Annotated in this window: 28 protein-coding genes and 2 riboswitches; of the genes, 27 read left to right on the plus strand and 1 reads right to left on the minus strand. The window is 47.2% G+C overall.

Features of this window, described 5'->3' with window-relative positions:
- Positions 1-40: 40 nt before the first annotated feature.
- From remA to hslO, 26 genes are all read left to right on the plus strand, one after another.
- On the plus strand, positions 41-307 hold the full coding sequence (remA, locus tag SATMO3_RS16930) for an extracellular matrix/biofilm regulator RemA (RefSeq protein WP_371370917.1): 267 nt from the start codon (positions 41-43) through the stop codon (positions 305-307).
- Positions 308-327: 20 nt separating this feature from the next.
- A complete protein-coding gene (gene gmk, locus SATMO3_RS16935; protein ID WP_371370918.1) occupies positions 328-945 on the plus strand; it encodes a guanylate kinase in 618 nt (205 codons plus the stop codon).
- A gap of 44 nt (positions 946-989) precedes the next feature.
- Positions 990-1,196 (plus strand): DNA-directed RNA polymerase subunit omega, encoded by a 207-nt coding sequence (rpoZ, locus tag SATMO3_RS16940; RefSeq protein WP_371369257.1) that lies wholly within the window; start codon positions 990-992, stop codon positions 1,194-1,196.
- Positions 1,197-1,205: 9 nt separating this feature from the next.
- Positions 1,206-2,408 carry a bifunctional phosphopantothenoylcysteine decarboxylase/phosphopantothenate--cysteine ligase CoaBC gene (gene coaBC / locus SATMO3_RS16945; protein ID WP_371370919.1) on the plus strand — a complete coding sequence of 401 codons (1,203 nt, stop codon included), beginning with the start codon at positions 1,206-1,208 and terminating at the stop codon, positions 2,406-2,408.
- 53 nt (positions 2,409-2,461) lie between these two features.
- Positions 2,462-2,565, plus strand: a riboswitch (SAM riboswitch).
- A 68-nt stretch (positions 2,566-2,633) separates the two neighbouring features.
- On the plus strand, positions 2,634-3,824 hold the full coding sequence (metK, locus tag SATMO3_RS16950) for a methionine adenosyltransferase (RefSeq protein ID WP_371370920.1): 1,191 nt from the start codon (positions 2,634-2,636) through the stop codon (positions 3,822-3,824).
- Positions 3,825-3,902: 78 nt separating this feature from the next.
- Entirely contained in the window at positions 3,903-4,130 is a 228-nt protein-coding gene (locus SATMO3_RS16955; RefSeq protein ID WP_371370921.1) for a heavy-metal-associated domain-containing protein, read from the plus strand.
- A 222-nt stretch (positions 4,131-4,352) separates the two neighbouring features.
- On the plus strand, positions 4,353-6,773 hold the full coding sequence (priA, locus tag SATMO3_RS16960) for a primosomal protein N' (RefSeq protein WP_371370922.1): 2,421 nt from the start codon (positions 4,353-4,355) through the stop codon (positions 6,771-6,773).
- 192 nt (positions 6,774-6,965) lie between these two features.
- Positions 6,966-7,418: a peptide deformylase gene (gene def / locus SATMO3_RS16965; RefSeq protein WP_371370923.1), complete on the plus strand. Its 453-nt coding sequence runs from the start codon at positions 6,966-6,968 to the stop codon at positions 7,416-7,418.
- Between the two features lie 5 nt (positions 7,419-7,423).
- Entirely contained in the window at positions 7,424-8,365 is a 942-nt protein-coding gene (gene fmt / locus SATMO3_RS16970) for a methionyl-tRNA formyltransferase (protein WP_371370924.1), read from the plus strand.
- An 11-nt stretch (positions 8,366-8,376) separates the two neighbouring features.
- The gene (locus SATMO3_RS16975; protein WP_371370925.1) at positions 8,377-9,186 is read left to right on the plus strand and encodes a DUF116 domain-containing protein; all 810 of its coding nucleotides are present in this window, start codon (positions 8,377-8,379) and stop codon (positions 9,184-9,186) included.
- Between the two features lie 11 nt (positions 9,187-9,197).
- Complete coding sequence (gene rsmB / locus SATMO3_RS16980) at positions 9,198-10,541, plus strand: 16S rRNA (cytosine(967)-C(5))-methyltransferase RsmB (RefSeq protein WP_371381734.1); 1,344 nt, start codon at positions 9,198-9,200, stop codon at positions 10,539-10,541.
- Between the two features lie 11 nt (positions 10,542-10,552).
- Positions 10,553-11,608: a 23S rRNA (adenine(2503)-C(2))-methyltransferase RlmN gene (gene rlmN, locus SATMO3_RS16985; RefSeq protein ID WP_371370926.1), complete on the plus strand. Its 1,056-nt coding sequence runs from the start codon at positions 10,553-10,555 to the stop codon at positions 11,606-11,608.
- Positions 11,609-11,678: 70 nt separating this feature from the next.
- A complete protein-coding gene (locus SATMO3_RS16990; protein ID WP_371370927.1) occupies positions 11,679-12,449 on the plus strand; it encodes an FhaA domain-containing protein in 771 nt (256 codons plus the stop codon).
- 1 nt (position 12,450) lies between these two features.
- Positions 12,451-12,921, plus strand: a complete 471-nt coding sequence (locus SATMO3_RS16995; protein ID WP_371370928.1) for an FHA domain-containing protein — start codon at positions 12,451-12,453, stop codon at positions 12,919-12,921.
- A gap of 6 nt (positions 12,922-12,927) precedes the next feature.
- The gene (locus SATMO3_RS17000; protein ID WP_371370929.1) at positions 12,928-13,641 is read left to right on the plus strand and encodes a Stp1/IreP family PP2C-type Ser/Thr phosphatase; all 714 of its coding nucleotides are present in this window, start codon (positions 12,928-12,930) and stop codon (positions 13,639-13,641) included.
- A 2-nt stretch (positions 13,642-13,643) separates the two neighbouring features.
- A complete protein-coding gene (locus tag SATMO3_RS17005; protein WP_371370930.1) occupies positions 13,644-14,906 on the plus strand; it encodes an FtsW/RodA/SpoVE family cell cycle protein in 1,263 nt (420 codons plus the stop codon).
- Positions 14,899-16,323, plus strand: a complete 1,425-nt coding sequence (locus SATMO3_RS17010; protein ID WP_371370931.1) for a peptidoglycan D,D-transpeptidase FtsI family protein — start codon at positions 14,899-14,901, stop codon at positions 16,321-16,323. Before SATMO3_RS17005 ends, SATMO3_RS17010 begins: the two co-directional genes overlap by 8 nt.
- Positions 16,324-16,335: 12 nt before the next feature.
- Positions 16,336-18,222 carry a Stk1 family PASTA domain-containing Ser/Thr kinase gene (gene pknB, locus SATMO3_RS17015; RefSeq protein ID WP_371370932.1) on the plus strand — a complete coding sequence of 629 codons (1,887 nt, stop codon included), beginning with the start codon at positions 16,336-16,338 and terminating at the stop codon, positions 18,220-18,222.
- Between the two features lie 25 nt (positions 18,223-18,247).
- The gene (gene rsgA / locus SATMO3_RS17020; RefSeq protein ID WP_371370933.1) at positions 18,248-19,123 is read left to right on the plus strand and encodes a ribosome small subunit-dependent GTPase A; all 876 of its coding nucleotides are present in this window, start codon (positions 18,248-18,250) and stop codon (positions 19,121-19,123) included.
- On the plus strand, positions 19,124-19,777 hold the full coding sequence (rpe, locus tag SATMO3_RS17025; RefSeq protein ID WP_371370934.1) for a ribulose-phosphate 3-epimerase: 654 nt from the start codon (positions 19,124-19,126) through the stop codon (positions 19,775-19,777).
- A gap of 66 nt (positions 19,778-19,843) precedes the next feature.
- Positions 19,844-19,976: riboswitch (FMN riboswitch) on the plus strand.
- Between the two features lie 202 nt (positions 19,977-20,178).
- Positions 20,179-21,315 (plus strand): bifunctional diaminohydroxyphosphoribosylaminopyrimidine deaminase/5-amino-6-(5-phosphoribosylamino)uracil reductase RibD, encoded by a 1,137-nt coding sequence (gene ribD / locus SATMO3_RS17030; RefSeq protein ID WP_371370935.1) that lies wholly within the window; start codon positions 20,179-20,181, stop codon positions 21,313-21,315.
- Positions 21,278-21,931: a riboflavin synthase gene (locus SATMO3_RS17035; RefSeq protein WP_371370936.1), complete on the plus strand. Its 654-nt coding sequence runs from the start codon at positions 21,278-21,280 to the stop codon at positions 21,929-21,931. The genes ribD and SATMO3_RS17035 overlap by 38 nt, the downstream gene beginning before the upstream one ends.
- Positions 21,932-21,978: 47 nt before the next feature.
- A complete protein-coding gene (locus tag SATMO3_RS17040; RefSeq protein ID WP_371370937.1) occupies positions 21,979-23,193 on the plus strand; it encodes a bifunctional 3,4-dihydroxy-2-butanone-4-phosphate synthase/GTP cyclohydrolase II in 1,215 nt (404 codons plus the stop codon).
- Positions 23,193-23,663: a 6,7-dimethyl-8-ribityllumazine synthase gene (gene ribE, locus SATMO3_RS17045; protein ID WP_371370938.1), complete on the plus strand. Its 471-nt coding sequence runs from the start codon at positions 23,193-23,195 to the stop codon at positions 23,661-23,663. Before SATMO3_RS17040 ends, ribE begins: the two co-directional genes overlap by 1 nt.
- An 11-nt stretch (positions 23,664-23,674) precedes the next feature.
- The gene (gene yfcE, locus SATMO3_RS17050) at positions 23,675-24,232 is read left to right on the plus strand and encodes a phosphodiesterase (RefSeq protein WP_371370939.1); all 558 of its coding nucleotides are present in this window, start codon (positions 23,675-23,677) and stop codon (positions 24,230-24,232) included.
- Between the two features lie 16 nt (positions 24,233-24,248).
- A complete protein-coding gene (gene hslO / locus SATMO3_RS17055; RefSeq protein ID WP_371370940.1) occupies positions 24,249-25,121 on the plus strand; it encodes an Hsp33 family molecular chaperone HslO in 873 nt (290 codons plus the stop codon).
- Positions 25,122-25,311: 190 nt separating this feature from the next.
- On the opposite strand, the gene rpmB is transcribed toward hslO, so the two are convergent.
- Positions 25,312-25,503 (minus strand): 50S ribosomal protein L28, encoded by a 192-nt coding sequence (gene rpmB / locus SATMO3_RS17060; RefSeq protein WP_371370941.1) that lies wholly within the window; start codon positions 25,501-25,503, stop codon positions 25,312-25,314.
- A gap of 196 nt (positions 25,504-25,699) precedes the next feature.
- On the opposite strand from rpmB, the gene SATMO3_RS17065 reads away from it, so the two are divergent.
- On the plus strand, positions 25,700-25,903 hold the full coding sequence (locus SATMO3_RS17065) for a DUF1858 domain-containing protein (RefSeq protein ID WP_371370942.1): 204 nt from the start codon (positions 25,700-25,702) through the stop codon (positions 25,901-25,903).
- The last annotated feature ends 7 nt before the right edge of the window (positions 25,904-25,910 follow it).

Below are 25,910 nucleotides of genomic sequence, written 5' to 3' on the forward strand. Positions count from 1 at the left end.
TTGCGTCTTAAAAGCCCTATAAAATTATAGGAGGTGTCTTATGGACATAAAATTAATAAATATTGGGTTTGGCAATATTGTATCGGCCAACCGTATCATTTCCATAGTCAGTCCCGAGTCAGCCCCCATTAAGCGGATTATTCAGGAAGCGCGTGACCGCGGCATGCTTATTGACGCTACATATGGCCGCCGTACCCGTGCCGTAATTATTACTGACAGTGATCATGTCATTTTGTCAGCCGTGCAGCCCGAAACGGTAGCTCACCGGCTTACCAGCAAAGAAACCAGTGATGACACTGCCGAATAGGATTGGAAGGAGACAGTCTAATGGCGCAGCAAGGAATTTTAATAGTTATTTCCGGGCCCTCAGGCACCGGAAAAGGTACCATTTGCCGCGAGTTGCTGCGTAGCAATCCCCGCTTGAAATACTCGATATCGGCTACTACCCGTAAGCCCAGAACTGGCGAAGTTGACGGAGTGAATTATATATTTGTTGCCAGAGACCAGTTCCAGGCCATGATTCATAATAATGAACTCTTGGAATGGGCTGAGGTCTATGGAAATTATTACGGAACGCCACGTCAGTATGTATTGGAGCAACTCCAAAACGGCTACGATGTCGTTTTAGAAATTGATACCCAAGGTGCCATGAAAGTTAAAGAAACCTTTCCTGAAGGCGTTTTTATCTATATAATTCCGCCTTCACTTGATGAGCTTGCCGACAGGATATATAAGCGCGGCACTGATAGTCTTGAATCTATCAAAACCCGTTTAAATTGCGCAAGTGTTGAACTTGCGCAAGCCCAGAATTATCATTATGTTGTCGTTAATGATCAAGTTGCGGCTGCTGTGCAAAAAGTTGAAATCATCATTACAGCTGAGAAGTTTCGGGCCGAACGCAACACAGATCTTATTCAGAACCTATATCGTACCAGGTGTTCATAACAAGGCATTTGGCACTTTCAAAAACTTAGGCAAGGGGAGACGTTATGATTAATCCGTCTTTAGATGTATTAGTGGAAAAAGTGGATAGCAAATATACCCTGGTAGTATTGGCTGCCAAAAGGGCAAGAGAAATTATGGACGGTCAGCAGCCTCTGGCAGAATCAAAATCCAATAAACCGGTTACAATTGCCCTGGAAGAAGTAGCACAAGGCAAAATTACCTATGAGCGCACAAAAACAGGTATTAAATAGGAGTCGATAATGTCTGCAGGTCAAACTATTGTTATGGGTGTTACCGGCGGCATTGCCGCTTACAAAGCTGTAGAAGTCGTCAGTCGCCTAAAAAAGGCAGGTTATACTGTCCATGTCATTATGACAAAATCGGCCACCCAGTTTGTAACCCCGCTGACTTTTCGCGAGATGAGCGGTAACCCGGTGGTAACCGATATGTGGGAAGAACCCAAAACCTGGAATGTACAACATATTGCATTGGCCAGCAGTGCCGACCTGTTTTTAATTGCCCCGGCAACAGCCAATATCATTGGTAAGATCGCAAACGGCATTGCCGATGATATGCTCAGTACAACGGTTATGGCCACAACAGCCCCGGTACTACTTGCTCCGGCTATGAATACCAACATGTACTTAAATCCCGTTACCAGACAAAATCTGGCCAGGTTAGCGGAAATAGGCTATCACATCCTGGAACCGGCCGCCGGTCTGCTCGCCTGCGGGGTGGAAGGACCAGGCCGGTTGCCTGAACCGGCCTTTATTGTTGAAAAAGTAGTTGCTTTGTTACAAATGAGCAAGCAACTGTCCGGTAAACGGATATTGGTTACAGCAGCGGGTACTCGTGAGCCTATAGATCCGGTACGATATATTGGCAACCGCTCCAGTGGCAAGATGGGCTATGCTATCGCCCAGGCAGCAGCCGAACGAGGCGCCGAAGTAATCTTGGTATCAGGTCCGTCCGGCTTGCCAACTCCGCCGGGAGTAAGTGTCAGACGAGTGGAAACGGCATTGCAGATGCGAGATGCCGTTTTAGCTGAATTCGATACGGTAGACGCTGTTATTAAAGCCGCCGCCGTCGCCGACTACCGGCCGGAATTAGCGGCTGATCATAAAATAAAAAAAGACGGCGAAACATTAACAGTAAGTCTGATTAAGAATCCGGATATTCTGCTTGAGCTGGGCCAGAAGAAGAAGCAGCAGATCTTAGTCGGTTTTGCTGCGGAAACCCAGGAGCTTTTGCTACATGCCCGTGATAAATTAATTAAAAAGAATCTTGATCTAATTATTGCCAATGATGTAACTTTACCGGGGGCCGGGTTTAATGTTGACACGAATATAGTAAAACTAATTGACAAAAGCGGCCATGTGGAGGAACTGCCCCAGTTAAGCAAACAACAGATTGCCACTATTGTTATAGACAAAATTTGTGCAATGCTGACAAAATCTACTTGATTTTTTTCTCTATTTGTATTAAAATTTTTTTGTTATGAAAATTGCATATGCTATACTCATCAAGAGTTGGTGGAGGGACTGGCCCGATGAAACCGCGGCAACCATTTAGCAATGTCTAAAACGGTGCCAATTCCGGCGGATAACCGCAAGATGGGAGTGAAAACAAAATCACGCCTCCCTTTGCGGAGGCTTTTCTTTTTCAGTAGCTAAATTAGGAGGGACATTATGGAAAAAAAGCGTGTACTCTTTACATCCGAATCGGTAACGGAAGGTCATCCTGACAAAATTGCCGACCAGATTTCCGACAGCGTTCTTGACGCTATTCTGGCTCAGGACCCTGAAGCAAGGGTGGCCTGCGAAACGCTGGTTACAACAGGTATTGTGCATGTTGTAGGTGAAATCACCACCAACTGCTATGTAGATATCCCTAAAATTGTCCGGGAAACTATCAAAAGTATTGGCTACACCCGGGCGAAATACGGCTTTGACAGCGAAACCTGCGGTGTCTTAACCTCAATTGACGAACAATCGGCCGATATTGCCATGGGTGTTGATAAGGCACTGGAAGCCAAACAGGGAGATATGGACACAATTGAAGCCATCGGCGCCGGTGATCAGGGAATGATGTTTGGCTATGCCACCAATGAAACACCTGAATATATGCCGCTGCCAATTGCTTTAGCGCATAAACTGTCTCGCAGGCTGTCTGAGGTGCGTAAAAACGGCGACCTGACTTATCTCCGTCCGGACGGAAAAACACAGGTAACCGTAGAATATGAAGATGGCAAACCGCTACGTATCGATACCATTGTAATATCAACGCAGCACAGCCCGGATGTTGACCGCGATACAATCGAAAAAGATCTGATCGCTAAAGTTATTAGTCCTATTGTACCTGGTGAACTGCTTGATGCAAAAACAAAATATTATATTAATCCAACCGGCCGCTTTGTAGTTGGCGGTCCACAGGGTGATGCCGGCTTAACCGGGCGCAAAATTATCGTTGATACGTATGGCGGCATGGCCCGTCATGGCGGTGGCGCCTTCTCGGGTAAAGATCCCACAAAAGTTGACCGTTCTGCCGCTTACGCCGCCCGCTATGTTGCTAAAAATGTGGTGGCGGCCGGCCTCGCCGACAAGTGCGAAATACAGTTGGCCTACGCGATCGGTATCGCCCGTCCTGTTTCGGTCATGGTTGAGACGTTCGGCACGGCTAAAATCAGTGAAACGCAGATTGTTGAGCTTATTAACAAACATTTTGATCTCCGGCCAGCAGGCATTATTAAATCCCTTGACCTCAGACGCCCTATTTACCGTCAAACCGCCGCCTATGGTCACTTTGGCCGCACTGATATCGACCTGCCCTGGGAGCGTACCGATAAAGCCGACCTGTTACGCAAAGAAGCCAATCTATAGATATTTATTAATGAATTAATGGCTAATGGTAATACTAACATTGCTGGACACTCTATTCAGTACAAAGGAGGTATTCCATTGGCTACACAAACAAAAACCAAACAATCCGTTTACCGGGTGGGAGGCCTTAAAGGCGACCATTGCCGCGATCGTATTGAACATACGCTTTCACATTTGCATGGTGTTTCCTCTGTTAAAGTGGATCTGGCTGCCAAGCAGGTTGCCGTTAGCCATGACGAATCGGTAACTTCCAGCGGATATATCGAAGAAACCTTGCAATCACTCGGCTACTCCATCCAGGGTTAAAGGAGCAGATGTAATGAAGCTCCATTTTTCACCGCTAAGAAAGCGAATAAAACGTTATTTCAAACGATTGCCCATGGACACAGGTCTAGATTGGGAACTAGCCGCTTATTATCCGAAAAACCAGTAGCAGGTATTTACCACTTAGAAGCGAATATAAACTCTTAGATAAAAGGGGACTTATCAAGTCCCCTTCTCTTTATAATGAAATATTTAGGTGAAAAAATGTCAAATATCGCTCAAGTAATTGTAAATATTCCTGCCCGCAGTATCGATAAACCATTTTCCTATCTAATCCCGGAGCAGTTGCCGGCAATAGACATTGGCTGGCGTGTACTGGTACCGTTTGGCAGCAGAAAGGTAGAAGGGTTTGTTATCAGCCTGGAAGACGAACCGACAGACGGCCTAAAATCGATTCTGGCTGTGCTTGATGACTATCCCTGGTTTAATGATAATATGCTCAAGACAGCCGAATGGCTGAGCCGGTATTATCTGTGCTCTCCGGCAGAGGCCATGCGTCTGTTTGTCCCTGGACTGTCAGGTATAAAAAGTACTAAAGCTTACCAGGCTGCGCATGCAATTGATTGTGAGCAGGCCAGTATTCTTCTCGCTGCCAAACCGGCTGAATACCGCACCGTACTCAGCTACATTTTGGATCACGGGCCGGTTTCGCAAGCCGATTTAGCTAAACTGCCAGGCAGCATAGAGACTATTCTAAAATTTCTTTTACAGCATAAATTAATTATCCATACCGATACAGTGCTTAAGCGTGGTAAGGCCAGCACAATCAGGCTGATTAATCTTACAGTCAGCAAAGAATCAGCCGCACAGGCTGAACAAGCGCTGCCGCCAAGCAAGTCAGCTCAGCGACGTCTTCTGCACGCGTTAATCCAAACAGGTGAACTTTCCCCGACTGAATTAAGAAACCTTCATATCTCGGCAGATACTGTACGAAAGCTGACATCGCAAGGGCTTGTCGCCAGCCGCGAAGTACAAATATTTCGTAACAGTTATAATACTATCATACATAAGGTTGACGAAATAACGCTAACAACAGCCCAGCAGCAAGCCCTGCAACAAATCGGACCTGTACTTAAGGCCGGCATTCACAAATCTTTTCTGATACACGGGGTCACAGGCAGTGGAAAAACTCAGGTCTATATTAAAGCAGTGGCTGAAGCACGCGGACTCAACCGCCAGGCAATTGTGCTGGTACCGGAAATTGCACTGACAAGCCAAATTGTTGCCCGTTTTCAAGCAGCTTTTGGCCAGGATGTCGTAGTTATGCACAGTAAATTGTCAGTCGGTGAGCGGCATGACGCGTGGCGACGGCTGCATTCCGGTCAGGCCGGCATAGTTATCGGTGCTCGCTCGGCTTTGTTTGCACCTGTTGATAATCTGGGCGTCATCATTCTGGATGAAGAACATGAGTTTACTTATAAACAAGAAGATTCTCCCCGTTATCATGCCCGGCAAGTTGCTTTGTTTAGAGCCAGAATAGCGGGTGCTGCGGTTATACTGGGCAGCGCCACACCGTCTGTGGAAACCTATCACCAGGCGCTCAGCGGAGAACATACACTGATAACCATGGATAAGCGTGTGGACAACGTGCCGCTGCCGCCTGTTACAGTTGTCGATATGAGGGAAGAACTTTTAAAAGGCCGGCGGAGTGTCATCTCGCCGGCACTCACAGAAATGCTGGCAGAAGCCTTATTCCGCAAGGAACAGGCAGTCATCCTGCTTAACCGCCGTGGCTATTCCACTTTCGTCCTCTGTCGCGAGTGCGGCCATGTCCTCAAATGCCGCCACTGTGATATCGCACTGGTATACCATACGCCCGGCCACAGTCTGCGCTGCCATTATTGTCAGGAACGTCACACCGTACCTGACACCTGTCCCGAATGCGGCAGCCGGTATATACGGTATTTTGGCGCAGGTACGCAAAAAGTGGAAGAGGCTCTCAATGCATTATTTCCAACCGCCAAAATTATCCGTATGGATCAGGACACGACAACTAAAAAAATGGCACATGATAAAATATTGGCCGCTTTTGCCGCAGGTACATATGATATCCTGTTAGGTACGCAAATGGTGGCTAAGGGACATGATATTCCCAATGTAACAGCCGTTGGTATTATCTCGGCTGACACTGCTCTTAATTTGCCGGATTTTAGAGCTGCGGAAAGAACTTTTGCCTTGCTTACGCAGGCAGCCGGACGGGCCGGAAGAGGAAATAAGGCAGGCAGGGTGGTCATGCAAACCTATAATCCGGATCATTATGCCATAGTAAACGGAGGCATGCATAATTATCAGGGATTTTATGAAAACGAAATTATTTTTCGCCGCCAACTTAACTATCCACCCTATTCCAATTTAATAAAAATAACTGTACAAGCCGGTGACGAAATACAGGTTCACCGCAATGCCAATCAGCTTGCCGCTGAATTATCCCCGGTTTCTGCCAATGCCGCTACAACCGTTATTGGACCTTTTCCTGCATCTGTCGCTAAAGTAAAAGATATTTTCCGCGTCAATATTCTTATTAAAACCAAGGATATGGCAGAAGTTACCGGGCATCTTGCCAATTTAAACATAGCCTGTCGTAAGGACGTTATCATCGATATCGACCCCATCAATGTTCTTTAATCGACAACTAAACAAAGCTTACCAGGTAGTTGTTCAAAGTTTAATACGTGGTTGAGTACTGTTTGATTTTTTGTCCTGTATATATTTCATATCCTGACATGTTGTGGTAAAATTTTTTATGCCTGATATATCACTGCGTGCGTTCGGCCTGATGATATACGTAGCATATATCGGTAAGAGGAGGTACAAAAAATGCCGGTTATGGAGATAAAAAAGGCAGGCGATAAGGTACTCAAAGAAGTAGCTGCGCCTGTAGAAAAGATTGACCGTAAAATCAAACAATTACTTGATGATATGGCTGAAACTATGTATGCTGCCGACGGAGTAGGCTTGGCGTCTCCACAGGTGGGCATTTCGGTGCGTATTGTTGTTATTGATGTCGGCGAAGGCCTTATTGAACTTATTAACCCGGAGTTTATATCCCGGGAAGGCTGCGAAAGCGGCTCAGAGGGCTGCCTTAGTGTTCCCGGCATGTACGGTGAGGTAGAGCGGTACTCTAAAGTGACTGTTGAAGCATTGAACCGCGCCGGCAAAAAGTTCCGGATTACCGGTACAGGACTTTTGGCCCGGGCTCTTCAGCATGAAATTGACCACTTAAATGGTATTCTTTTTATTGAATTAGCCAAAACCATACACAAGGGGTAGTTTTTATGGGAAATTTACGTACTGTATTTATGGGGACGCCGGATTTTGCGGTGCCTTGCCTGGATATCCTTGTTAAAGAAGGTTATCCGGTGGCAGCCGTTGTGACTCAACCGGACCGGCCAAAAGGCCGCGGGCAGAAACTAGCCTATTCACCCGTTAAAGAGGCAGCCCTGGCCTATAATCTTCCGGTTTTACAGCCAGCCAGCATTAAAGATGACGCATGTTATGAACAGTTAGCCGCTCTACAGCCTGATATTATCGTTGTTGTCGCTTTCGGACAAATTTTGCCTAAAAAAATATTGGAGTTGCCGTCCTTCGGCTGCATTAACGTCCACGCGTCGCTGCTGCCCAAATATCGCGGCTCTGCGCCTATCCATTGGGCCATTATCAATGGTGAAACCTCAACAGGTATCACCACTATGTACATGGATATAGGCATGGATACCGGGGATATGATTTTAACAGCGGAGACGCCAATTTTGGCGTCAGATACAACCGGTACCCTGCATGACAGGCTAAAAGAATTAGGTGCAACCGTTTTATCGGACACGCTCAGGGAAATTGCTGCTGAAAAGGCGCCGCGCTTACCCCAGAATGAGGCACAAGCCACTTATGCCAGGATGCTGTGCCGCGATACCGAACGTATCGACTGGCGTCAGCCGGCAACTGCCATTCATAATTTGGTGCGAGGACTCAATCCCTGGCCTGTAGCCTACTGTAAATATCAAAATAAATCATTAAAAATATGGCAGACTAAAGTGTATGATGAGACTGTACCATGCTCAGAACCCGGCCGCATTGCAAAATTAACCAAAGACGGCCTTGTCGTGGAGACAGGCAAGGGAACAATTGAAATACTTGAAGTCCAGCCCGAATCCAAACGACGGATGAAAGCCAGTGACTGTGTTTGCGGCTATTGCCTGACAGTTGGCAATTTGTTTGAATAGAAGGTGCAATAATGATTGAAGTAGTACACCGGCCCCGCAAACGTCTCTTTTTAATACTTATACTTATCAGTTTACTGGTGGCGACACTATCCAGTTATGGCTTATGGATCGTGAGCCTGCCGGGTTTAAGCAACATTAGCAGTTATTTGCCGATGCTCTTAGGCGTACTCCTGGCTGCTGTCCTGTTGGCGGCAGCCAGTGGCGTAATCGGCATTATCTTGGCCATCCTGGGATTTCGAACCCTGGGAATTTTTCAGGGATTAGCCTGGTCAGCCATTAATCTGCTGTTTCCTATGGCTATCTGCCTTGGAAAATTGTTCGATGTTGATAAAGAACGTGTCGAACGTTCTTTTATTGAAGTAAGTAATCATCTAATTAAACAAAAGCATGTTACTGTAAATCCCGACAAACTGCTCATTATGACGCCGCATTGCCTGCAGAATGATACCTGCCCGTACAAGATTACCCGCGACGTCTCTAATTGCCGCCAATGCGGCCAGTGCCAGATTGGCGACCTGTCATCGCTGGCTGCCGCGTACGGCGTGCACCTCGCAGTCGTTACCGGCGGCACCTTGGCCCGCAAGGTAATAAAGACCCTTCGCCCGCATGCTGTGTTGGCCATTGCCTGCGAACGGGATCTGACGAGCGGCATACAAGACGTTTTCCCGCTCCCGGTTATCGGGGTTCTCAATGATCGGCCTTTTGGTCCCTGCTGCAATACCCGGGTTGATCTCAAAAAGGTTGAACAAGCGATCAAAAACTTTATAGTCGATACAGATTTGACACAAGATAAAGAAGATAAAGATGGTGGCAGCAAATGACGGCAAAAAAAATCAATGCCCGAGAAGTCGCACTAAATGTAATCAATGAGGTTGAAGTCAATGGAGCATACGCTAACATTGCCCTAGCCAAAGAAATCAACCGCCGGATGTCGCACGGTCAGCTTTCAGACCAGGACCGGCGGCTGATTACTGAATTGGTATATGGCACTGTCAAAGCAGGCAATACGCTCGACTGGATGCTTAATCAGTATTTGAGCCGTCCCCTTGCAAAAGTGGCGCCAGTAATCAGAAACATCTTGCGCATGGGTATCTATCAACTGTTTTTTCTGGAAAGAATCCCGGCTTCTGCGGCCTGTAATCAGGCTGTCGAACTAGCAAAAAAATACGGCCATGCCGGCACTGTCAAGTTTGTTAACGGTATCCTCAGGAATGCAGCCCGTAGCCCGGAAAAAATTGCTTATCCTGACCGGAATAATGAACCGGTAAAGTATCTCGCCTTAAAATATTTCCATCCCGAATGGCTCATTGAGCGGTGGCTAGGGCGTCTGGGGCTAACCGCCTGTGAGGCTCTATGCCAATGCAATAATTCTACACCGCCGCTTGCGCTGCGCACCAATACTGTAAAAACCAATCGGAACCTGTTGCTCAAACAACTGGCAGAGGAAGGGGTTACCTGCGAACCTTCCGTCTGGACGCCGGAAGGCATCGTCTGCTCCGGGCATCCAGGCCTCGGCACTCTAAAATCACTCCAGGAAGGCTTATTCCAGGTTCAGGATGAAAGTTCGATGCTGGTGGCGCATATCCTCGGACCCCAGCCTGGAGAATTTATTATAGACGCTTGTGGCGCACCGGGAGGTAAAACGACGCATATTGCTGCTCTAATGGGCAATACGGGGCAGGTTTTGTCAACCGACATCTATGAGCACAAGCTGATTATCACCCGGGAAAATGCTGCCCGCCTAGGTCTGACCAATATTACTACGCAGGCGCTTGATGCCGTTAATTTAGGCGGCATGTTTCCGCGCAAAGCCGATCGAGTACTGGTAGATGCGCCTTGCTCCGGACTGGGCGTACTCAGACGTAAGCCTGATTCGCGCTGGCGCAAGTCGGCCGCCATGCTTAAGGATCTCCCCAAGCTCCAGTCCTCCATTTTGAACAGTGCAGCCGAGTGTGTAAAAGCCGGTGGTATTTTAGTATACAGCACTTGTACAACCGAGCCGGAAGAAAACCAGGAGGTAGTAAGCGCATTTCTTCATAGCCATCCTGAATTTTCTCTCACCCAGACAGGTCAATACCTGCCTGGTCAACAACGCCCGGATGATATGCTGCAACTATGGCCGCACACCGATGGTGTTGACGGTTTCTTTATTGCCCGCATGGAACGACAGGCTTAAGGCGGTAGATTATGAACAATTTAAGAACGGAACTTTTCGGGCTATTTGCCAGCGAAATTTTCGAAGTAGTAAAACCGCTCGGCCTGGAAAAATACCGCGCAAAACAAATAGCCGAGTGGATGTATAAACACGGCGTACGCCAGTTTGATGCCATGACCAATCTAAGTAAAGGCCAACGTGAAGAGCTTGCCGGAAAATGTATCGTTCTTAACCTTGGCCAGAAAGCAGCTCAATACTCGGGAGATGGCCGGACAAGCAAGTTTTTGCTTTCTTTTCCGGATGAAGTGGCTGTTGAAACCGTCTTAATGCGACAACCCTATGGCAACAGTATCTGTATCTCCACCCAGGTTGGCTGTGCTATGGGCTGCGCATTCTGCGCCTCAACTCTCGGCGGCCTGGAGCGAAACCTGACAGGCGGCGAGATACTGGCGCAGGTTTTATATGTTAATGAATTATTAAAACAGACCGGGCAGAAGGTAGATTCCATTGTAATTATGGGTTCAGGCGAACCTCTGGCCAATTACGACAATGTGCTGCGTTTCCTCCGGCTTATACATGAACCTTATTGCCTTAACTTAAGTTATCGCAACATCACATTGTCAACTTCCGGCTTAGTTCCCGAAATAGACCGTTTGGCCGGTGAGGGATTACCCATTACGCTCTCTATTTCCCTGCATGCACCTGATAACCAGTTACGAACCAGATTGATGCCTATTAATAAACGGTACCCGATCGAACAAATCATCGCGGCCGGCGACAGATATGCCGCCAAAACAGGCCGGCGTATTACCTATGAATACACGCTGATAGCCGGTGTTAACGATCAACCTTCTCATGCCCGCGAACTTGCTTTTCTGCTTAAAGGACGTTTGGCTAACATAAATTTAATTCCCATTAATCCGGTGCCCGAACGTGGCTTGCTACGGCCAAAAGCCAAAGAGATCGCCAGATTTGAACAATATCTAAAGACGGAGCGCATAAGTGTCACGATCAGGCGGGAAATGGGAACAGATATTGACGCAGCCTGTGGGCAATTGCGTCACAAAGTAGGTCGGAGCAATGGTTAATTTTGACTAGATTGCCTTTATCGCGTATAATTAAAACAGATTGGTTTAATTTAGCGGGAGTTGTTATAAGTTGAAGTTTGTCCGCAATATTGAAATTTTTTTTGAAAAATATATCGAAGGTTTTTTCAACAGGCAGTTTTCCAGCAGCCTGCAACCGGCTGAAATAGCCAGGCAGTTGGCCAGGGAAATGGAGAATGAACGTACTGTTGGTGTATCACATGTTTATGTGCCGAATCACTATACCGTTTACATCAACGCTCAAGACTTTGAGCGGCTGGAACCATATGCTGCGGCTGTTTGCGGCGACTTATCGGCATATCTTAGTGAAGAGAGCCGCAGTAAAGGTTATACTATGGCAGGCAGCCCGAAGATTGAACTTTTTTCCGATGATAAATTAACCGGGCAGACGTTTCGCATTATCTCCAGTTTTACCGAAGCGCCTTATGAAGAACCGGACCAAACCGCCACTGACGCATCCAATCCCGGTGACACCCGGATTTTTAACAAACTGGATCAACCGGCCTTATTAATTCATCCGCCGCAAAAATTATTGCATGCTCTTTTGACTGTTATCGATGGTCTGGATGCCGGCTTAAAGGTAGAATGCTCGACAAACCGGGTTAATATTGGCCGCCGCAATACTAATGAATTGCCTTTGTCAGATATGAATACCTCAAGGCTGCATGCCTATATTGTCTATGAAGACAACAACCATGTCATCCATGATGCCAGAAGCCTTAATGGCACTTATGTCGGCGACCACCGTATTACTCATAAACAGCTAAATAGCGGTGATAAAATCAAAGTAGGCAATACCGTTATTTTGTATGAGGTGAAGTAGATTGCCCGGAAAAATGCAAGTGCTGAATATTGTGGTAGTAGCCTTGCAGTACAGTCTGGTATTACTGCTCTATTACTTTTTATATAGGGTAGTAAAACTCGCTACCCGCGATTTGGCGGTTCTGGCTACTAACAGGCCACCACAGCGATGTGTTTCAGAAAATCCCGCTGCTCTTAAGCCCGCCAGGCTGGTTGTCATTGATGATAAGCAGGCGCTATTATCCCAAACGGTTTTTGCCATTGTTGACAGCTTAATAATTGGCCGCAGCGAGCACAATGACATAACTATCAATGATAGCTTTATTTCCCATGAACATGCCTGTATATCAAGATCTAGACACAACTACCTGCTGGCTGATTTGAACAGTACCAACGGCACGCTGTTAAACGGCCGACGGATAGAAGAAGAAACTGCCCTGGTAAACGAGGATACCATTCAAATCGGGGCAGTTACTTTTAAGTTTGAGAGGTGAACTTTCATGCTGGCGTTTGCACAGTCAGATATTGGCATGGTACGAAAAACGAATGAAGACAGTTATGTATTTTTACCACCGCACTTATTTGTCGTTGCCGATGGCATGGGCGGACATGTTGCCGGAGAAATTGCCAGTAATATGGGAGTCTCCACAATTGAGGAATACATAAAAAAATTTGCCCAGCACTCCGACTGGGAAGAGCTTCTTAAAGATGCTATTATCAAGGCCAACAGCATTATTTATCAGATGTCTCAGTCCAAAAGCGAATGCTCCGGAATGGGTACCACAGTTACCGCAATCTATGCCGATGACTCTGAAGTATACTGGGGGCATGTTGGTGACAGCAGACTCTACCTTATCAAGGAAAATGTGTTGCAGCAGGTAACTAGCGACCATTCCCTAGTTTGGGAGCTTATGCAAAGTGGCAGCATCACCATTGAGGAAGCGCAAGTGCATCCTCACCGCAATATTCTAACACGCGCGGTAGGAACCAGTGAAATGCTCACTGTTGACTCAGGCAAGTTCTCCTGGCAGAGCGGTGATAGTTTGTTGTTGTGCACAGATGGGTTAACAAATATGCTCAGTGAAGATACCATACTCAAGATTTGTTCTCAATACAGCAGTCCCCAGGCAATTGTCAACACGCTTGTAGACCAGGCGAGACAAGCCGGCGGCTATGATAATATTACTGCCGTCCTTGTACAATATAAGGATTAGCCATGCGAAACACAAAACTATCTGAGTTTGGCCTACTCGCATTAGCCGGTCTCATTTTGATCAATGGCTACCTTACAGTTACCCTGACCAGTCATCATTTTTCCTCCCAGGGCCTTGGTATTGTTCTGGGTCTGATTCTTGCCTGGATCGTTACACCTCTTGTTATACGTCGTTTCTCCTCTGCCAGAGACATGTTCTTTTTGCCGCTGGCTGTATTTTTAGCCTCTATCGGGTTAACACTTATCCTGAGACTGCGTCCGGATTTATTTATCCCGCAAGCGATGTGGCTAGTAGCAGGCTTAATTGCTTTTGTCATATCAGTATTTGTTTTCCGTCAAGCCGAGCTGATTGCTAATTATAAGTATCTTTGCGGCATTGCCGGCTTAATTCTTCTGATTATCACGATTGTTTTTGGTGTTGACATAGGCGGTAACAAAAACTGGGTGATATTGGGTCCGGTAAGATTCCAGCCTTCCGAGTTTGCCAAATTGTTGATTATCATTTTTTTGGCGGCTTACCTAAGCGAACGACGGCAGTTATTGAGTTACACTACCAAACAGTATGGACCGCTGACCCTGCCGCACCCGCGTTTTATCGCCCCGCTTTTAGCGCTGTGGGGTTTAACCATGGCAATGCTGATTGTTCAGCGTGATTTAGGCTCAGCTTTACTTTATTTTGGTACAACAGTAATTATGACCTATATGGCCAGCGGCAGATTAAGCTATGTCGCTTTGGCGCTGGGATTGTTTGTCGCAGGTTCTGCTGTTTGTTACTTTGTGTTTCCTCATGTACAAATAAGAATAGACATCTGGCTTAATCCCTGGGCTGATCCCAGCGGAAGGGCATATCAAATTGTTCAGTCATTATTTGCTTTTGGCTCCGGCGGACTTCTCGGAACCGGGTTGACGTACGGTTATCCTACAATTATTCCGGAAGTTCATACTGACTTTATCTTTGCCGCTATTGGGGAAGAATTGGGGCTTGCCGGCACAGCAGCCGTTATTGTCGCTTACATTTTATTGGTATATCGCGCCTTCCGCACGGCTCTGTCCGCGCCGACCCCCTTTACCATGCTGTTGGCCAGCGGCTTAGGAGTATTAACTGCGCTGCAGGTCTTCGTTATTATCGGCGGAGTTACCAAATTCCTGCCACTGACAGGCATAACCCTGCCGCTTATTAGCTACGGCGGCAGTTCAATGGTCTCAAGCTTTATCCTGCTGGGTATGTTATATGCCGTATCGGAGGCGACAGCGCCCAATGAGTAATTATGATAAGCCTAACAACTCCATCCGCCGCAACATTTACAAAACAGCAATTTTTTCCCTTAGTCTGTTAATCGTGCTGCTTGGTTATGTTTCCTATATACAGATTTTCCAAAGCGATACCCTTGCTTTTCACCCGCTCAATAGGCGGTCAGCCGAGGCATCGAAGCGGGTGGAACGAGGTCAAATCATTGACAGCAACGGCAAGGTACTGGCTGAAAGCAAACTATCGGATCAAAACGAATATAAGCGTGAATATCCATATGGGGTCTTGTTTGCTCATATCGTAGGCTATGACAATCCGAAATATGGCAAAACTGGTGTAGAGAGTACATTTGACGGTTTTCTTTCCGGACAAATCAACCCCGAACACCGCTTGGGAGCCATCGGCCAGTTATTTGCAAACAAGGCAGGCAATAAAGTTACGTTGACAATCGATGCCCGGCTGCAGCAGACTGCAGCACAGGCACTGGGCAGCAACCGGGGAGCCATTGTCGCTCTTTCGCCCAAAACCGGAGCCATATTAGCTATGGTTAGTAAGCCCAGTTTTAACCCCAATACCTTGGAGGACGACTGGAGCAGCGTCTCCCAAGCAGCAAGCAGCCCTTTGCTTAATCGTGCATCGCAAGGTCTATATCCTCCTGGTTCCATTATCAAAGTTCTGGTAGCGGAAACCGCATTAGCCGAACAAAAGGCTACGGTCGACCGTCAGTTTATATGTTCCGGGCAGCTTGCCATCGGTCCTGATTATACATTGCCGGAAGCCAACAACAGGGCCCATGGCAAACTGAATCTAGAGCAGGCTTTGGCCGTTTCCTGCAATGTTACTTTCGGTCAGCTGGCACTGGATTTAGGCAGGAGTAAAATGGCCAAAAACTTTGAAAGGTACGGCTTAAACCAGTCACTTAGCAGTGACATTCAGGAAAATGCATCCCGCTTGCCTGACTTTGCCAAGCTAAGTGACGGCGATTTGGCTCAGACCGGCATTGGCCAGGGAAGTCTGCTTGTGACACCGCTCAGAATGGCCATGCTGGCATCAACCTTCGCCAACAAGGGAATCATAATGAAACCTTATGTAGTGCAAAAAATTACAGGGCCTGACGGTAGTATTCTTAAAGAAACGTCACCGTCAGTCTGGCTGTCGCCGGTAGATGAAAAATTAGCGCAGCTGGTAGCCGGGATGATGGTCAGTGTAGTCAACGAGGGTACAGGCTCGGCGGCCGCTTTACGGGGTATCCAGGTTGCCGGCAAAACTGGAACCGCTGAAAACCCGCATGGTGCGCCACATGCCTGGTTTATAGGCTTTGCACCTGCTGACGATCCGCAAATAGCAATAGCAGTAATCATTGAAAATGCCGGTTCAGGCGGCGGTGTTGCCGCACCGGTAGCCCGGCAAGTATTAGCCCAGGCATTACGTTAAGGGGGTGAATCGATGCTCAATCGAACACTTGATGATCGTTATACAATATTAGAACGCATTGGCGGCGGCGGTATGGCCGACGTATACCGTGCTCATGACAAGCTTTTGGATCGTTCGGTAGCTGTTAAGGTACTGCGTTCTCAGTTCACCGATGATGAGGAATTTGTCAGCCGGTTCAGGCGCGAAGCGCAGGCAGCTGCGAAGCTTTCGCACCCTAATATCGTTAATATCTACGATGTTGGTCTCGATGACCAGGCCTATTATATAATCATGGAATATATCTCCGGCGAAACCCTTAAGGACAAGATCGACAGGGAAGCGCCATTGCCTGTGGAAACAGCGGTGCGTATTGCTATCGAAATTGCCGAGGCGCTGGAGCATGCCCACCAAAACAATTTAGTGCACTGCGATATTAAGCCTCATAATATTCTTGTTACCCGCTCCGGACGCATTAAAGTTACAGACTTTGGTATTGCCCGTGCAGTTACCTCTTCTACCATGACCAATTCGGGTACAATTATCGGTTCTGTTCATTATTTTTCTCCTGAACAGGCCAAGGGAACAGCAGTTGGGGCTAAATCCGACATTTATTCTCTTGGTGTTGTTTTGTACGAAATGCTGACAGGCCAGGTGCCATTTACCGGTGAATCGCCCATCAGTATTGCTCTCAAACACCTGCAGGAAGAACCGAAACCGCCGCGAGAGGTAAATAATGAAATTCCGCCCTTGATTGAGGCCATTGTACTCAAGGCTATGCATAAAGATCCTGCAGCCCGTTTTAGTGACATCGGCGAAATGATTACAGACCTTAGAATGTCTCAGAATTATTTACAGGATGACCGCACCCGCAGACTCTCGCATACGGATTTTCCAACACAAGTACTTCCACCGATTACATCTCCGGCTGACCAAAAAGCGCCTCATACACCTTTGCGCTCCACAGCTGCCGGCGCGCAAGCCAACGGCACAAAGATAACCAAGCCCTGGCTGTTGGGGAGTATGTTATTTCTGTTGATTGCTTCGGCACTGGCTGCATTTCTTGGTTTTGGTAAGTTTTGGAGCCTAAATGAAATTACTGTCCCCGATGTTGTCGGCAAACAGGTAGATACCGCCCGTAACATTCTTATTAGTAATAACCTGCGTGTTTCAGTGTCAGATGCGTTTAGCGACAAAGTTCCGGCCGGCCACGTTATTTCCCAGCAGCCTGAGGCCGGCACAACGGTTAAAGAACAGCGAATGATAACTGTCATTGTCAGCAAAGGCGGAGAAGTGACTGTTGTTCCAGACCTGCGCGGGCTGAATCGACGTGATGCTGAGCTACAAATAAAAAATTCAGGACTTAAACTGGGCCGGGTTGACGAGCAGTTTACCGAGGATGCACCGCAGGATACGGTTGTCAGCCAGAATCCGCGGCCACCAGCCCAGGTAACCAAAGGAACAGCTATCGATATTGTCATCAGTAAGGGAACTGGTCCGAAAAAAGTTGTACTGCCTGATTTTCAAGGATCGCTTATGACGACAGTAGCTACCCAGTTGGAGAGTCTTAAATTAAAACAGGGAAAAGTAACAGAAACGGCTAACGACAAATATCCTCCCGGCACCATCGTCAGCCAGAATCCGCCTCCAGCTACCGAAGTGGCTGAGGGAACCAGTATTGACTTTTCTGTCGCCAAGGGTGTGCCAAGTGCTGTTAAACGGGCTGTAGTTCAGGTAACCGTGCCTGACGGTCCATCCCGTCAACCGCTGCAAATCGTAGTAACAGATACTAACGGACGCCGTATTGTCTATGAAGGGACACACAAACCAGGCGAACGAATTGAAAAGACGGTCGAGGGGATAGGTCAAATCCGCGTGCAGGTATATATCAACGACAAGCTGCTGCAAGAGCAAACTATTTAAATACGCTTGAATTAGGAGGCGCCATGTGCTGAATGGTATTGTAGTAAAAGCGTATAACAGTTTCTACTATATACAAACCGGCAGCAAGATTGTTACTTGCAAGCTTCGCGGCCGGTTTAAGAAAGAACGGTTTTCACTTACGGTTGGTGATGAGGTAACTTACACATTAACCAGTCAGGATAAAGGTGTGATAGAAGATATACTGCCGCGCCGAAGCCTGCTTAAGCGTCCCTTGGCCGCAAATGTTGATCAGGTCGTTCTAACTTTTGCCGCAGTTAATCCTGATATTAATCCGGCTTTGGTGGACAGGTTTCTGGTTGTAGCCGAATTCTCGGAACTGGAGATTGTTCTCTGTATTAACAAAATCGATCTGGCCGATACCGGAGTAATCGCGAAACTAACCGAGCGTTATGAACGAATCGGCTATAAAGTGCTTACTGTGGCCGCTAAATTTGGGCTGGGCATCGAGGAATTGCGGACCCTGCTGCATGACAAAATAACGGTTTTTGCCGGTCCGTCCGGGGCCGGCAAATCAACATTGCTAAATGCTCTTCAACCTGGGCTGGAACTTATAACCGGCGAGGTCAGCCAGAAAATCGGCCGTGGTAAACACACCACCCGTTTTGCTGAGCTTCTGCCCATGGCCGGCGGCGGTTTCGTGGTGGATACGCCCGGGTTTAGTTTTACAGACTTTACCGATTTGGCAGAGTCCCATCTTATGGATTACTTTCCTGAAATCTCGCACATAGCGGCTAAATGCAAATTTAGTACCTGCCTGCATTTTAAAGAACCGCAATGCGCTGTTAAGCAAGCTGTTGCCGATAATCTCATCCATCCTGAAAGATATGAGTCTTACCTGGAAATACTTGCAGAAATAAAAGATAGCAAGAAAGGATATTAAATGAATACAATTAAGATTGCTCCTTCGATTTTATCGTCTGATTTTTCCTGCCTGGCTGAGGAGATTATTAAAATAGACAAGGCAGGAGCTGACCTTGTACACATTGATGTCATGGATGGCCATTTTGTACCCAATCTTACCTTTGGCGCGCCAGTCGTAGCTGCTATCCGCAAAGTAACTAAACTACCGTTTGATGTTCATTTGATGGTAACTAATCCCCAGGACTTCATTGAGCCTTTCGCCAAGGCAGGTGCCGACATCATAACCGTACATGCTGAAACAGCACCGCATTTGCACCGCCTGGTTCAAAATATCAAGGAGCAAGGCAAAAAAGCCGGAGTTTCTCTCAATCCGTCAACACCTTTGCCGGTAGTCGAGGAAGTGCTGGCGGACGTTGATATGATCCTGATCATGAGTGTGAATCCCGGCTTTGGCGGTCAACAGTTCATTCCGGGAGCGGTTAACAAGATTTCCCGCTTAAAAACAATGCTTAATGAACGTAACCTCACGGTAGACATAGAGGTCGACGGCGGCATTAACGCCGCAACCGCCCGCCAGGTAATAGCCGCCGGCGCTAATATCCTGGTTGCCGGCTCGGCCGTATATGGCGCTCCGGATATCGCTCAGGCAATAAAAGACATTCGCGGGGCTTGATTAAAATGCCGCTTAATGGTAACATATACAGTAGATAGAGTTATTATGGTTAAAAAAAATTACATAGTAAGCCTTTGGGGCAAGGTGAAAAAGAGCAATCTTTTAATTCCTGACCGGCGGTATAGCCCGCGAGCCGTAATACGGCTGATTCGGTGAAATTCCGAAGCCGACAGTATAGTCTGGATGGTAAAAGGCGTAATTCTGCCGTGTGCGGCATTTTCGAAACTGCCTATATTAACTGTTGATAGCCCCAAAAGCTTATCAGCAGTTTTTTTAATTTTCCTGTGACTATTCCGCTTATCAGCGATGAGTTAAGAAAGAGGATAAAGGGTGAACCTTCAGCGGGGTTAAAACCCACCTGAAGATCAAATTACCACTTTATCGCTAACTGGGGGGGTTTCATGGACGAATATTATATGCGTCAGGCATTAGCCATCTCAGAGTATGCTACAGGCCGCACCAGCCCCAATCCACTGGTAGGAGCGGTAATTGTCAAAGACGGACGCATCGTCGGCCAAGGGTGGCATCGTCAGGCCGGCACACCGCATGCTGAAATTCATGCTCTGACGCAAGCAGGCGATTTGGCTAAAGACGCGACGATCTATGTAACGTTAGAGCCATGCTCCCATCATGGACGTACAGGTCCCTGCGCCGACGCTTTGATTGCTGCCGGGATAAAAAAAACTGTTGTAGCCATGACTGATCCTAATCCGCTGGTTGCCGGCAATGGCCTCAAAAAGCTGAAGGCAGCCGGAATCGAAGTGGTGGAAGGTGTACTGGCAGCCGAGGCAGCAAAGCAGAATGAAGTTTTTATCAAATGGATAAGTACAGGGTTGCCGTTCGGTATTTTAAAAACGGCGATGTCGCTGGATGGAAAAATCGCTGCCTATACGGGTCACTCTCAATGGATAACAGGGCCTGCGGCCAGAGAACAAGTTCATAAACTGCGTGATACGCATGACGCCATCTTAGTAGGTATCGGTACCGTACTGGCTGACAACCCGCAATTGACCGCACGGTTACCGCAAGGCGGCAAGAATCCGGTAAGAATCATTATAGATAGCCTGGCCCGTACACCGCTGACCGCCAATGTTGTAGCGGATAAAGAGGCGCCAACCATTATTGCGGTAAGTCAGGCGGCGCCTGTAGAGCGTATTGCTGCGCTGAGAAACCGGGGTGTAGAAGTTCTCGAAATTGATTCGATGCAATCAGGTATTAATTTGCGTCAGCTTTTTACGGTTTTGGGTGAACGCCGGATTTCCAGCATATTTATTGAAGGCGGCACCAGAATTAATGCCGCTGTTCTCAATGCCAACCTAATCGATAAAGTATACGCATTTATTGCCCCAAAGATAATTGGCGGCCAAACCGCGCCAAGCCCGGTGGGGGGCGAGGGCATACCTTCGGTTGATCAGGCCATTTCTTTAGAAGACGTTACTACTAAAAATATCGGCAATGATATGTTAATCAGCGGGTATATCACCAGACGGGAGGGACGAGATGTTTACCGGACTTGTGGAAGAATTGGGAAAGGTTAAAAATATAGCCCGCGGCGCTAAATCTGTTCGCCTGACTGTTGCCGGCAAAACGGTACTGGCAGACGTCAAGCTCGGAGACAGTATTGCCGTAAATGGCACCTGTCTGACAGTTGTGGACTTTAGCCATGATTGGTTTACGGCCGATGTCATGCCGGAAACTGTGGACCGTACTGCTTTGTCCGGGCTCAAGCCAGGCGATACCGTCAACCTGGAACGTACACTTCGTGTGGGTGACAGGCTGGGCGGCCATATTGTGAGCGGCCATATTGACGGTGTAGGCAGAATTCTGGCCAAAGAACAAAATGATAATGCGGTTATTGTCCGCGTTGGTGCTGCTCCGGAAGTCATGCGCTATATTATCCATAAGGGCTCCATTGCTATAGATGGTACAAGTCTCACTGTTGTCGATTACGGGAATGACTGGTTTACGGTATCACTCATTCCCCATACGGCAGGCAAAACCACTGTGGGTCTTAAGGCAATCGGCGAACCGGTTAATCTTGAGGCAGACATTATTGGCAAATATGTCGAAAAGCTTCTGGGATTAAGAGATGCTGCCAAACCGGCTGAGAAAATAACATTTGGGTTTCTCGAACAACATGGTTTTACATTGTAATGTGTTTTAAATACTAAAATCAAGCCAGTGCAAACGGAGGAGTTTACGTGAAATTCAACACTATTGAAGAAGCTATTGAAGAGTATCGTAATGGCAAAATTGTTGTTGTCATTGACGATGAGGATCGTGAAAACGAGGGTGATCTTTTAATGGCCGCTGAGAAGGCGACCCCGGAAGCCATTAATTTTATGGCGACTTACGGACGCGGACTCATATGCATGCCCGTTATCGGCAGCAGGCTGGATGAACTAAATGTCGGCGCGATGGTAAGCGAAAACACAGATAATCATTGTACGGCATTTACCGTGTCCATTGATGCCAAAGAGACTACTACCGGCATATCGGCTCATGAACGGGCCACGACGGTTCAAACGGTACTTGACCCGAAAACAGTAGCGAGTGACCTTCGGCGCCCAGGGCATATCTTCCCGTTACGCTACTGCGAAGGTGGTGTGCTAAGACGTGCCGGCCATACTGAAGCTGCTGTCGACCTGGCCAAACTGTCCGGCCTTTATCCGGCAGGTGTAATCTGCGAAATTATGAATGAAGATGGTACCATGGCCCGGACACCAGAGCTGATGGAATTTGTCAAAAAACATGACCTTAAACTCATTACAATCGCAGATCTGATTAAATATCGCAAGAAGCATGAACGGTTTATTACCAGAGCTGCTGAAACCAATCTGCCGACGAAATATGGCGAGTTTAAGCTTATTGCCTATGAAAGCCAGCTTGACAACCAATGCCATGTCGCATTGGTAAAAGGAGATGTAGCCAACAAGCCTGATGTCTTAGTCCGTGTGCATTCCGAATGCCTGACAGGGGATGTGCTTGGTTCCCTCAGATGCGATTGCGGCGATCAATTGGCAACAGCTTTAAAGCGTATAGAAAAAGAAGGCAGCGGCGTCCTGCTGTACATGCGGCAAGAAGGCAGAGGTATTGGTTTAGCTAATAAAATCCGTGCTTATGCCCTCCAGGATAAAGGCAAGGATACAGTTGAAGCCAATGAACTCTTGGGCTTTGCCCCTGATCTTAGAGATTACGGCATTGGCGCACAGATATTGGCCGATCTCGGGTTAACCAGTATCCGGCTGCTTACCAATAACCCGCGCAAACGCGTGGCACTGGAAGGCTATGGCCTGACTATTTCCGAAAGGGTTCCACTGGAGATAATCGCCAACAAATTCAACAACCGATATCTCTCTGCAAAGAAATCGAAGCTTGGCCATTTATTAAAGCAATATGAGGAGGCGCAAAAATAATGAAAACGATTAAAACTCTTGAAGGAAATTTAGTTGCTGAAGGATTTAAATTTGGTATTGTTACTGCAAGATTTAACGAGTTTATCAATAACAAACTGTTGGAAGGCGCGTTAGATGCACTCAAACGGCATGGCGCTTCCGAAGAAAACATTGAAGTCGCCTGGGTACCAGGTGCCTTTGAAATTCCGCTTATTGCCCAGAAAATGGCCATGAGTAAAAAATATGACGCCGTAATTTGCCTTGGTACTGTCATAAGAGGCAGCACAAGCCACTATGATTATGTTTGCGCTGAGGTTTCAAAGGGTGTTGCTCATGTAGGGCTGGCAAGCGGCATTCCAACTATTTTCGGCGTACTTACTACAGACACAATCGAACAAGCTATCGAGCGTGCCGGTACCAAGGCTGGCAACAAGGGCTTTGATGCCGCCGTATCCGCCATTGAGATGGCCAACTTAATTAAGGGATTGTAGACAGGTGGCGCATGAAAGTAGGTATAATTAGCGATACGCACGGGTGCCTGGAAACCTGGCAAAAGGTATTTGATAAATATTTTGCTGACGCCGATTTAATCATTCATGCCGGCGACGTTCTTTATCACGGACCGCGCAATACCATACCTGCCGAATACAACCCTAAGCAACTAGCAGAAGTCCTTAATCTCTGCCCTGTGCCGCTTTTAACGGTGTGTGGCAACTGCGACAGTGAGGTTGACAGTATGGTATTAAAACTGCCTATTCAGTCACCCTATACTTATTTGCTGTTAAATGGCTTACGAATTGCTGTAACCCATGGCCATAATCTTACGGAAGAAACCAGAGTGGATATGGCCAGGCGACTGCAAGCCGATATTTTTATTACCGGTCACACCCATGTAGCAGAATTGGAGAAAAAAGACGGCATTATTTTCCTGAACCCCGGTTCGCCCGGTATGACTAAGCGACCGGACGGCCGCGGTACAATTGCCTGGATAAATGATAACAGGATTGAAATACTAGATATTGCACCAGGCCAGCCAATTATAAGCGAAGTATTGGCCTGACACCGGAGGTTACCACATGCACGACCATCTTATCCGGGCAACTGTCCCCGGAATACGCGCTTTTGCCGCAGTTACCACTAACCTGGTGGAAGAAGCCCGCAAACGTCATAATTGTTATCCATTAGCCACAGCCGCGCTGGGACGTACCATGACCGGAGCTTTGCTAATGGCAGCCAATCTAAAAACAAACGAAAGCTTGACTGTTAGAATTGCCGGCGACGGACCGCTGGGCGAGATTGTCGCTGATGCTTCACCGGACGGTTCAGTACGTGGCTATGTTAAAAATCCGTTTGTTGATTTACCATTGAATAATGGCAAGTGGGCTGTCGGCCAGGCAGTAGGCAAAGGACATATTTATGTTACCCGGTTTGTAGGTCTTAAACAGCCCTTTACCGGCAGTGCCGAACTAGTTTCCGGTGAAATTGCCGAAGATATTACCCAGTATTTAACTGTATCTGAGCAAACACCGTCCAGCGTAGCTCTCGGCGTTTTGATAGCCCCGGACATAACGGTAGCAGCGTCAGGAGGTTTCTTTATTCAGGCTTTACCAGGGGCCGAAGAAGAAGCTTTAGTCCAGGTGGAGGATAATTTACGCCAACTGCCGCCTGTTTCGCAACTGGTTCATGACGGGCTAGACGCCAAAGGTATTCTGGAAAAAGTATTTGCCGGATTACCAACAACCATTTATGATTCACTGCCGCTGCGTTTCCATTGCAAATGCTCCCGGGAGAGAGTAGAAAATATGTTGATTAGCCTTGGGGTCAACGAGATCAGGGAAATGGCGGCTGAAGGCCAAGCCGAAGTTTGCTGCCATTTCTGCAGCGAGAAATACCAGTTTGCTGCCTATGAATTGGAAGAAATGCTAAAGCATATTGAACAAAATAATTAACCGTAAAAGCCAGCGTTATTAACGCTGGTTTTTACGGTTAATACGGTTAATAGGCTTCAAGCACCACAGCCTGACCTTTTGCACCTAAGGGGAGTGTGGGGGCTTTTTTTAAAAGAATAGGAGATTTTGTCTGCGGAAAAAATAAAAAGGACTTGATCCTCAAGTCCTTTTGTCGGCGTAAGATATGTTATTAAACTGCGCGCTGAACTTTACCAGAACGCAGACAACGAGTGCATACATTCACACGTTTAACTTCACCTTTAACTAAAGCCTTTACCCTTTGTATGTTAGGTTTCCAGGTGCGCTTGGTTTTAAGGTTGGAATGGCTGACATTGAAGCCGGAACGCTCACCTTTACCGCAAATTTCACAAAGATTTGCCATCTATTTCCACCTCCTGTACGAAACATCCTCATGTACTCAACATGACTATTCTAGCACAAATTGCTTATAATGTGCAAGGGAAAATACTACTTTAACTAAGATTTTTCAAAATATCTATCAGTTGGTGCGCACCAGCAGGAATTGTGCGTATTATATTGAAATTAGAGAAATAAGTAAATGCAGGGGGGGCTTAGCTATGTTTAACAAAAGCACTCCGATAATTGAGGCGTTACGGGCGCATCCCGAGGCGCGCAAAGTATTTGCCAAACATGGTATGGGTTGTATCGGCTGTATGGGTTCACTTACCGAGACAATTGAAAATGGCGCCCGGATGCATGACATTGATGTAGAAGCTCTACTGACTGAGTTAAATGCACTGCTCCAGGGGGCAAGCAAATAGGTGATTT

The organism is Sporomusa aerivorans (assembly GCF_041428895.1).
In the GTDB taxonomy this organism is placed as follows: Bacteria; Bacillota; Negativicutes; order Sporomusales; family Sporomusaceae; genus Sporomusa; species Sporomusa aerivorans.

What these genes read in the sequence shown, in the direction of transcription:
- remA (WP_371370917.1), top strand. Translation starts at nt 41, where the DNA reads ATGGACATAAAATTAATAAATATTGGGTTTGGCAATATTGTATCGGCC.
- gmk (WP_371370918.1), top strand. Translation starts at nt 328, where the DNA reads ATGGCGCAGCAAGGAATTTTAATAGTTATTTCCGGGCCCTCAGGCACC.
- rpoZ (WP_371369257.1), top strand. Translation starts at nt 990, where the DNA reads ATGATTAATCCGTCTTTAGATGTATTAGTGGAAAAAGTGGATAGCAAA.
- coaBC (WP_371370919.1), top strand. Translation starts at nt 1,206, where the DNA reads ATGTCTGCAGGTCAAACTATTGTTATGGGTGTTACCGGCGGCATTGCC.
- metK (WP_371370920.1), top strand. Translation starts at nt 2,634, where the DNA reads ATGGAAAAAAAGCGTGTACTCTTTACATCCGAATCGGTAACGGAAGGT.
- priA (WP_371370922.1), top strand. Translation starts at nt 4,353, where the DNA reads ATGTCAAATATCGCTCAAGTAATTGTAAATATTCCTGCCCGCAGTATC.
- def (WP_371370923.1), top strand. Translation starts at nt 6,966, where the DNA reads ATGCCGGTTATGGAGATAAAAAAGGCAGGCGATAAGGTACTCAAAGAA.
- fmt (WP_371370924.1), top strand. Translation starts at nt 7,424, where the DNA reads ATGGGAAATTTACGTACTGTATTTATGGGGACGCCGGATTTTGCGGTG.
- SATMO3_RS16975 (WP_371370925.1), top strand. Translation starts at nt 8,377, where the DNA reads ATGATTGAAGTAGTACACCGGCCCCGCAAACGTCTCTTTTTAATACTT.
- rlmN (WP_371370926.1), top strand. Translation starts at nt 10,553, where the DNA reads ATGAACAATTTAAGAACGGAACTTTTCGGGCTATTTGCCAGCGAAATT.
- SATMO3_RS17000 (WP_371370929.1), top strand. Translation starts at nt 12,928, where the DNA reads ATGCTGGCGTTTGCACAGTCAGATATTGGCATGGTACGAAAAACGAAT.
- SATMO3_RS17005 (WP_371370930.1), top strand. Translation starts at nt 13,644, where the DNA reads ATGCGAAACACAAAACTATCTGAGTTTGGCCTACTCGCATTAGCCGGT.
- SATMO3_RS17010 (WP_371370931.1), top strand. Translation starts at nt 14,899, where the DNA reads ATGAGTAATTATGATAAGCCTAACAACTCCATCCGCCGCAACATTTAC.
- pknB (WP_371370932.1), top strand. Translation starts at nt 16,336, where the DNA reads ATGCTCAATCGAACACTTGATGATCGTTATACAATATTAGAACGCATT.
- rpe (WP_371370934.1), top strand. Translation starts at nt 19,124, where the DNA reads ATGAATACAATTAAGATTGCTCCTTCGATTTTATCGTCTGATTTTTCC.
- ribD (WP_371370935.1), top strand. Translation starts at nt 20,179, where the DNA reads ATGGACGAATATTATATGCGTCAGGCATTAGCCATCTCAGAGTATGCT.
- SATMO3_RS17035 (WP_371370936.1), top strand. Translation starts at nt 21,278, where the DNA reads ATGTTTACCGGACTTGTGGAAGAATTGGGAAAGGTTAAAAATATAGCC.
- ribE (WP_371370938.1), top strand. Translation starts at nt 23,193, where the DNA reads ATGAAAACGATTAAAACTCTTGAAGGAAATTTAGTTGCTGAAGGATTT.
- yfcE (WP_371370939.1), top strand. Translation starts at nt 23,675, where the DNA reads ATGAAAGTAGGTATAATTAGCGATACGCACGGGTGCCTGGAAACCTGG.
- hslO (WP_371370940.1), top strand. Translation starts at nt 24,249, where the DNA reads ATGCACGACCATCTTATCCGGGCAACTGTCCCCGGAATACGCGCTTTT.
- rpmB (WP_371370941.1), bottom strand. Translation starts at nt 25,503, where the DNA reads ATGGCAAATCTTTGTGAAATTTGCGGTAAAGGTGAGCGTTCCGGCTTC.
- SATMO3_RS17065 (WP_371370942.1), top strand. Translation starts at nt 25,700, where the DNA reads ATGTTTAACAAAAGCACTCCGATAATTGAGGCGTTACGGGCGCATCCC.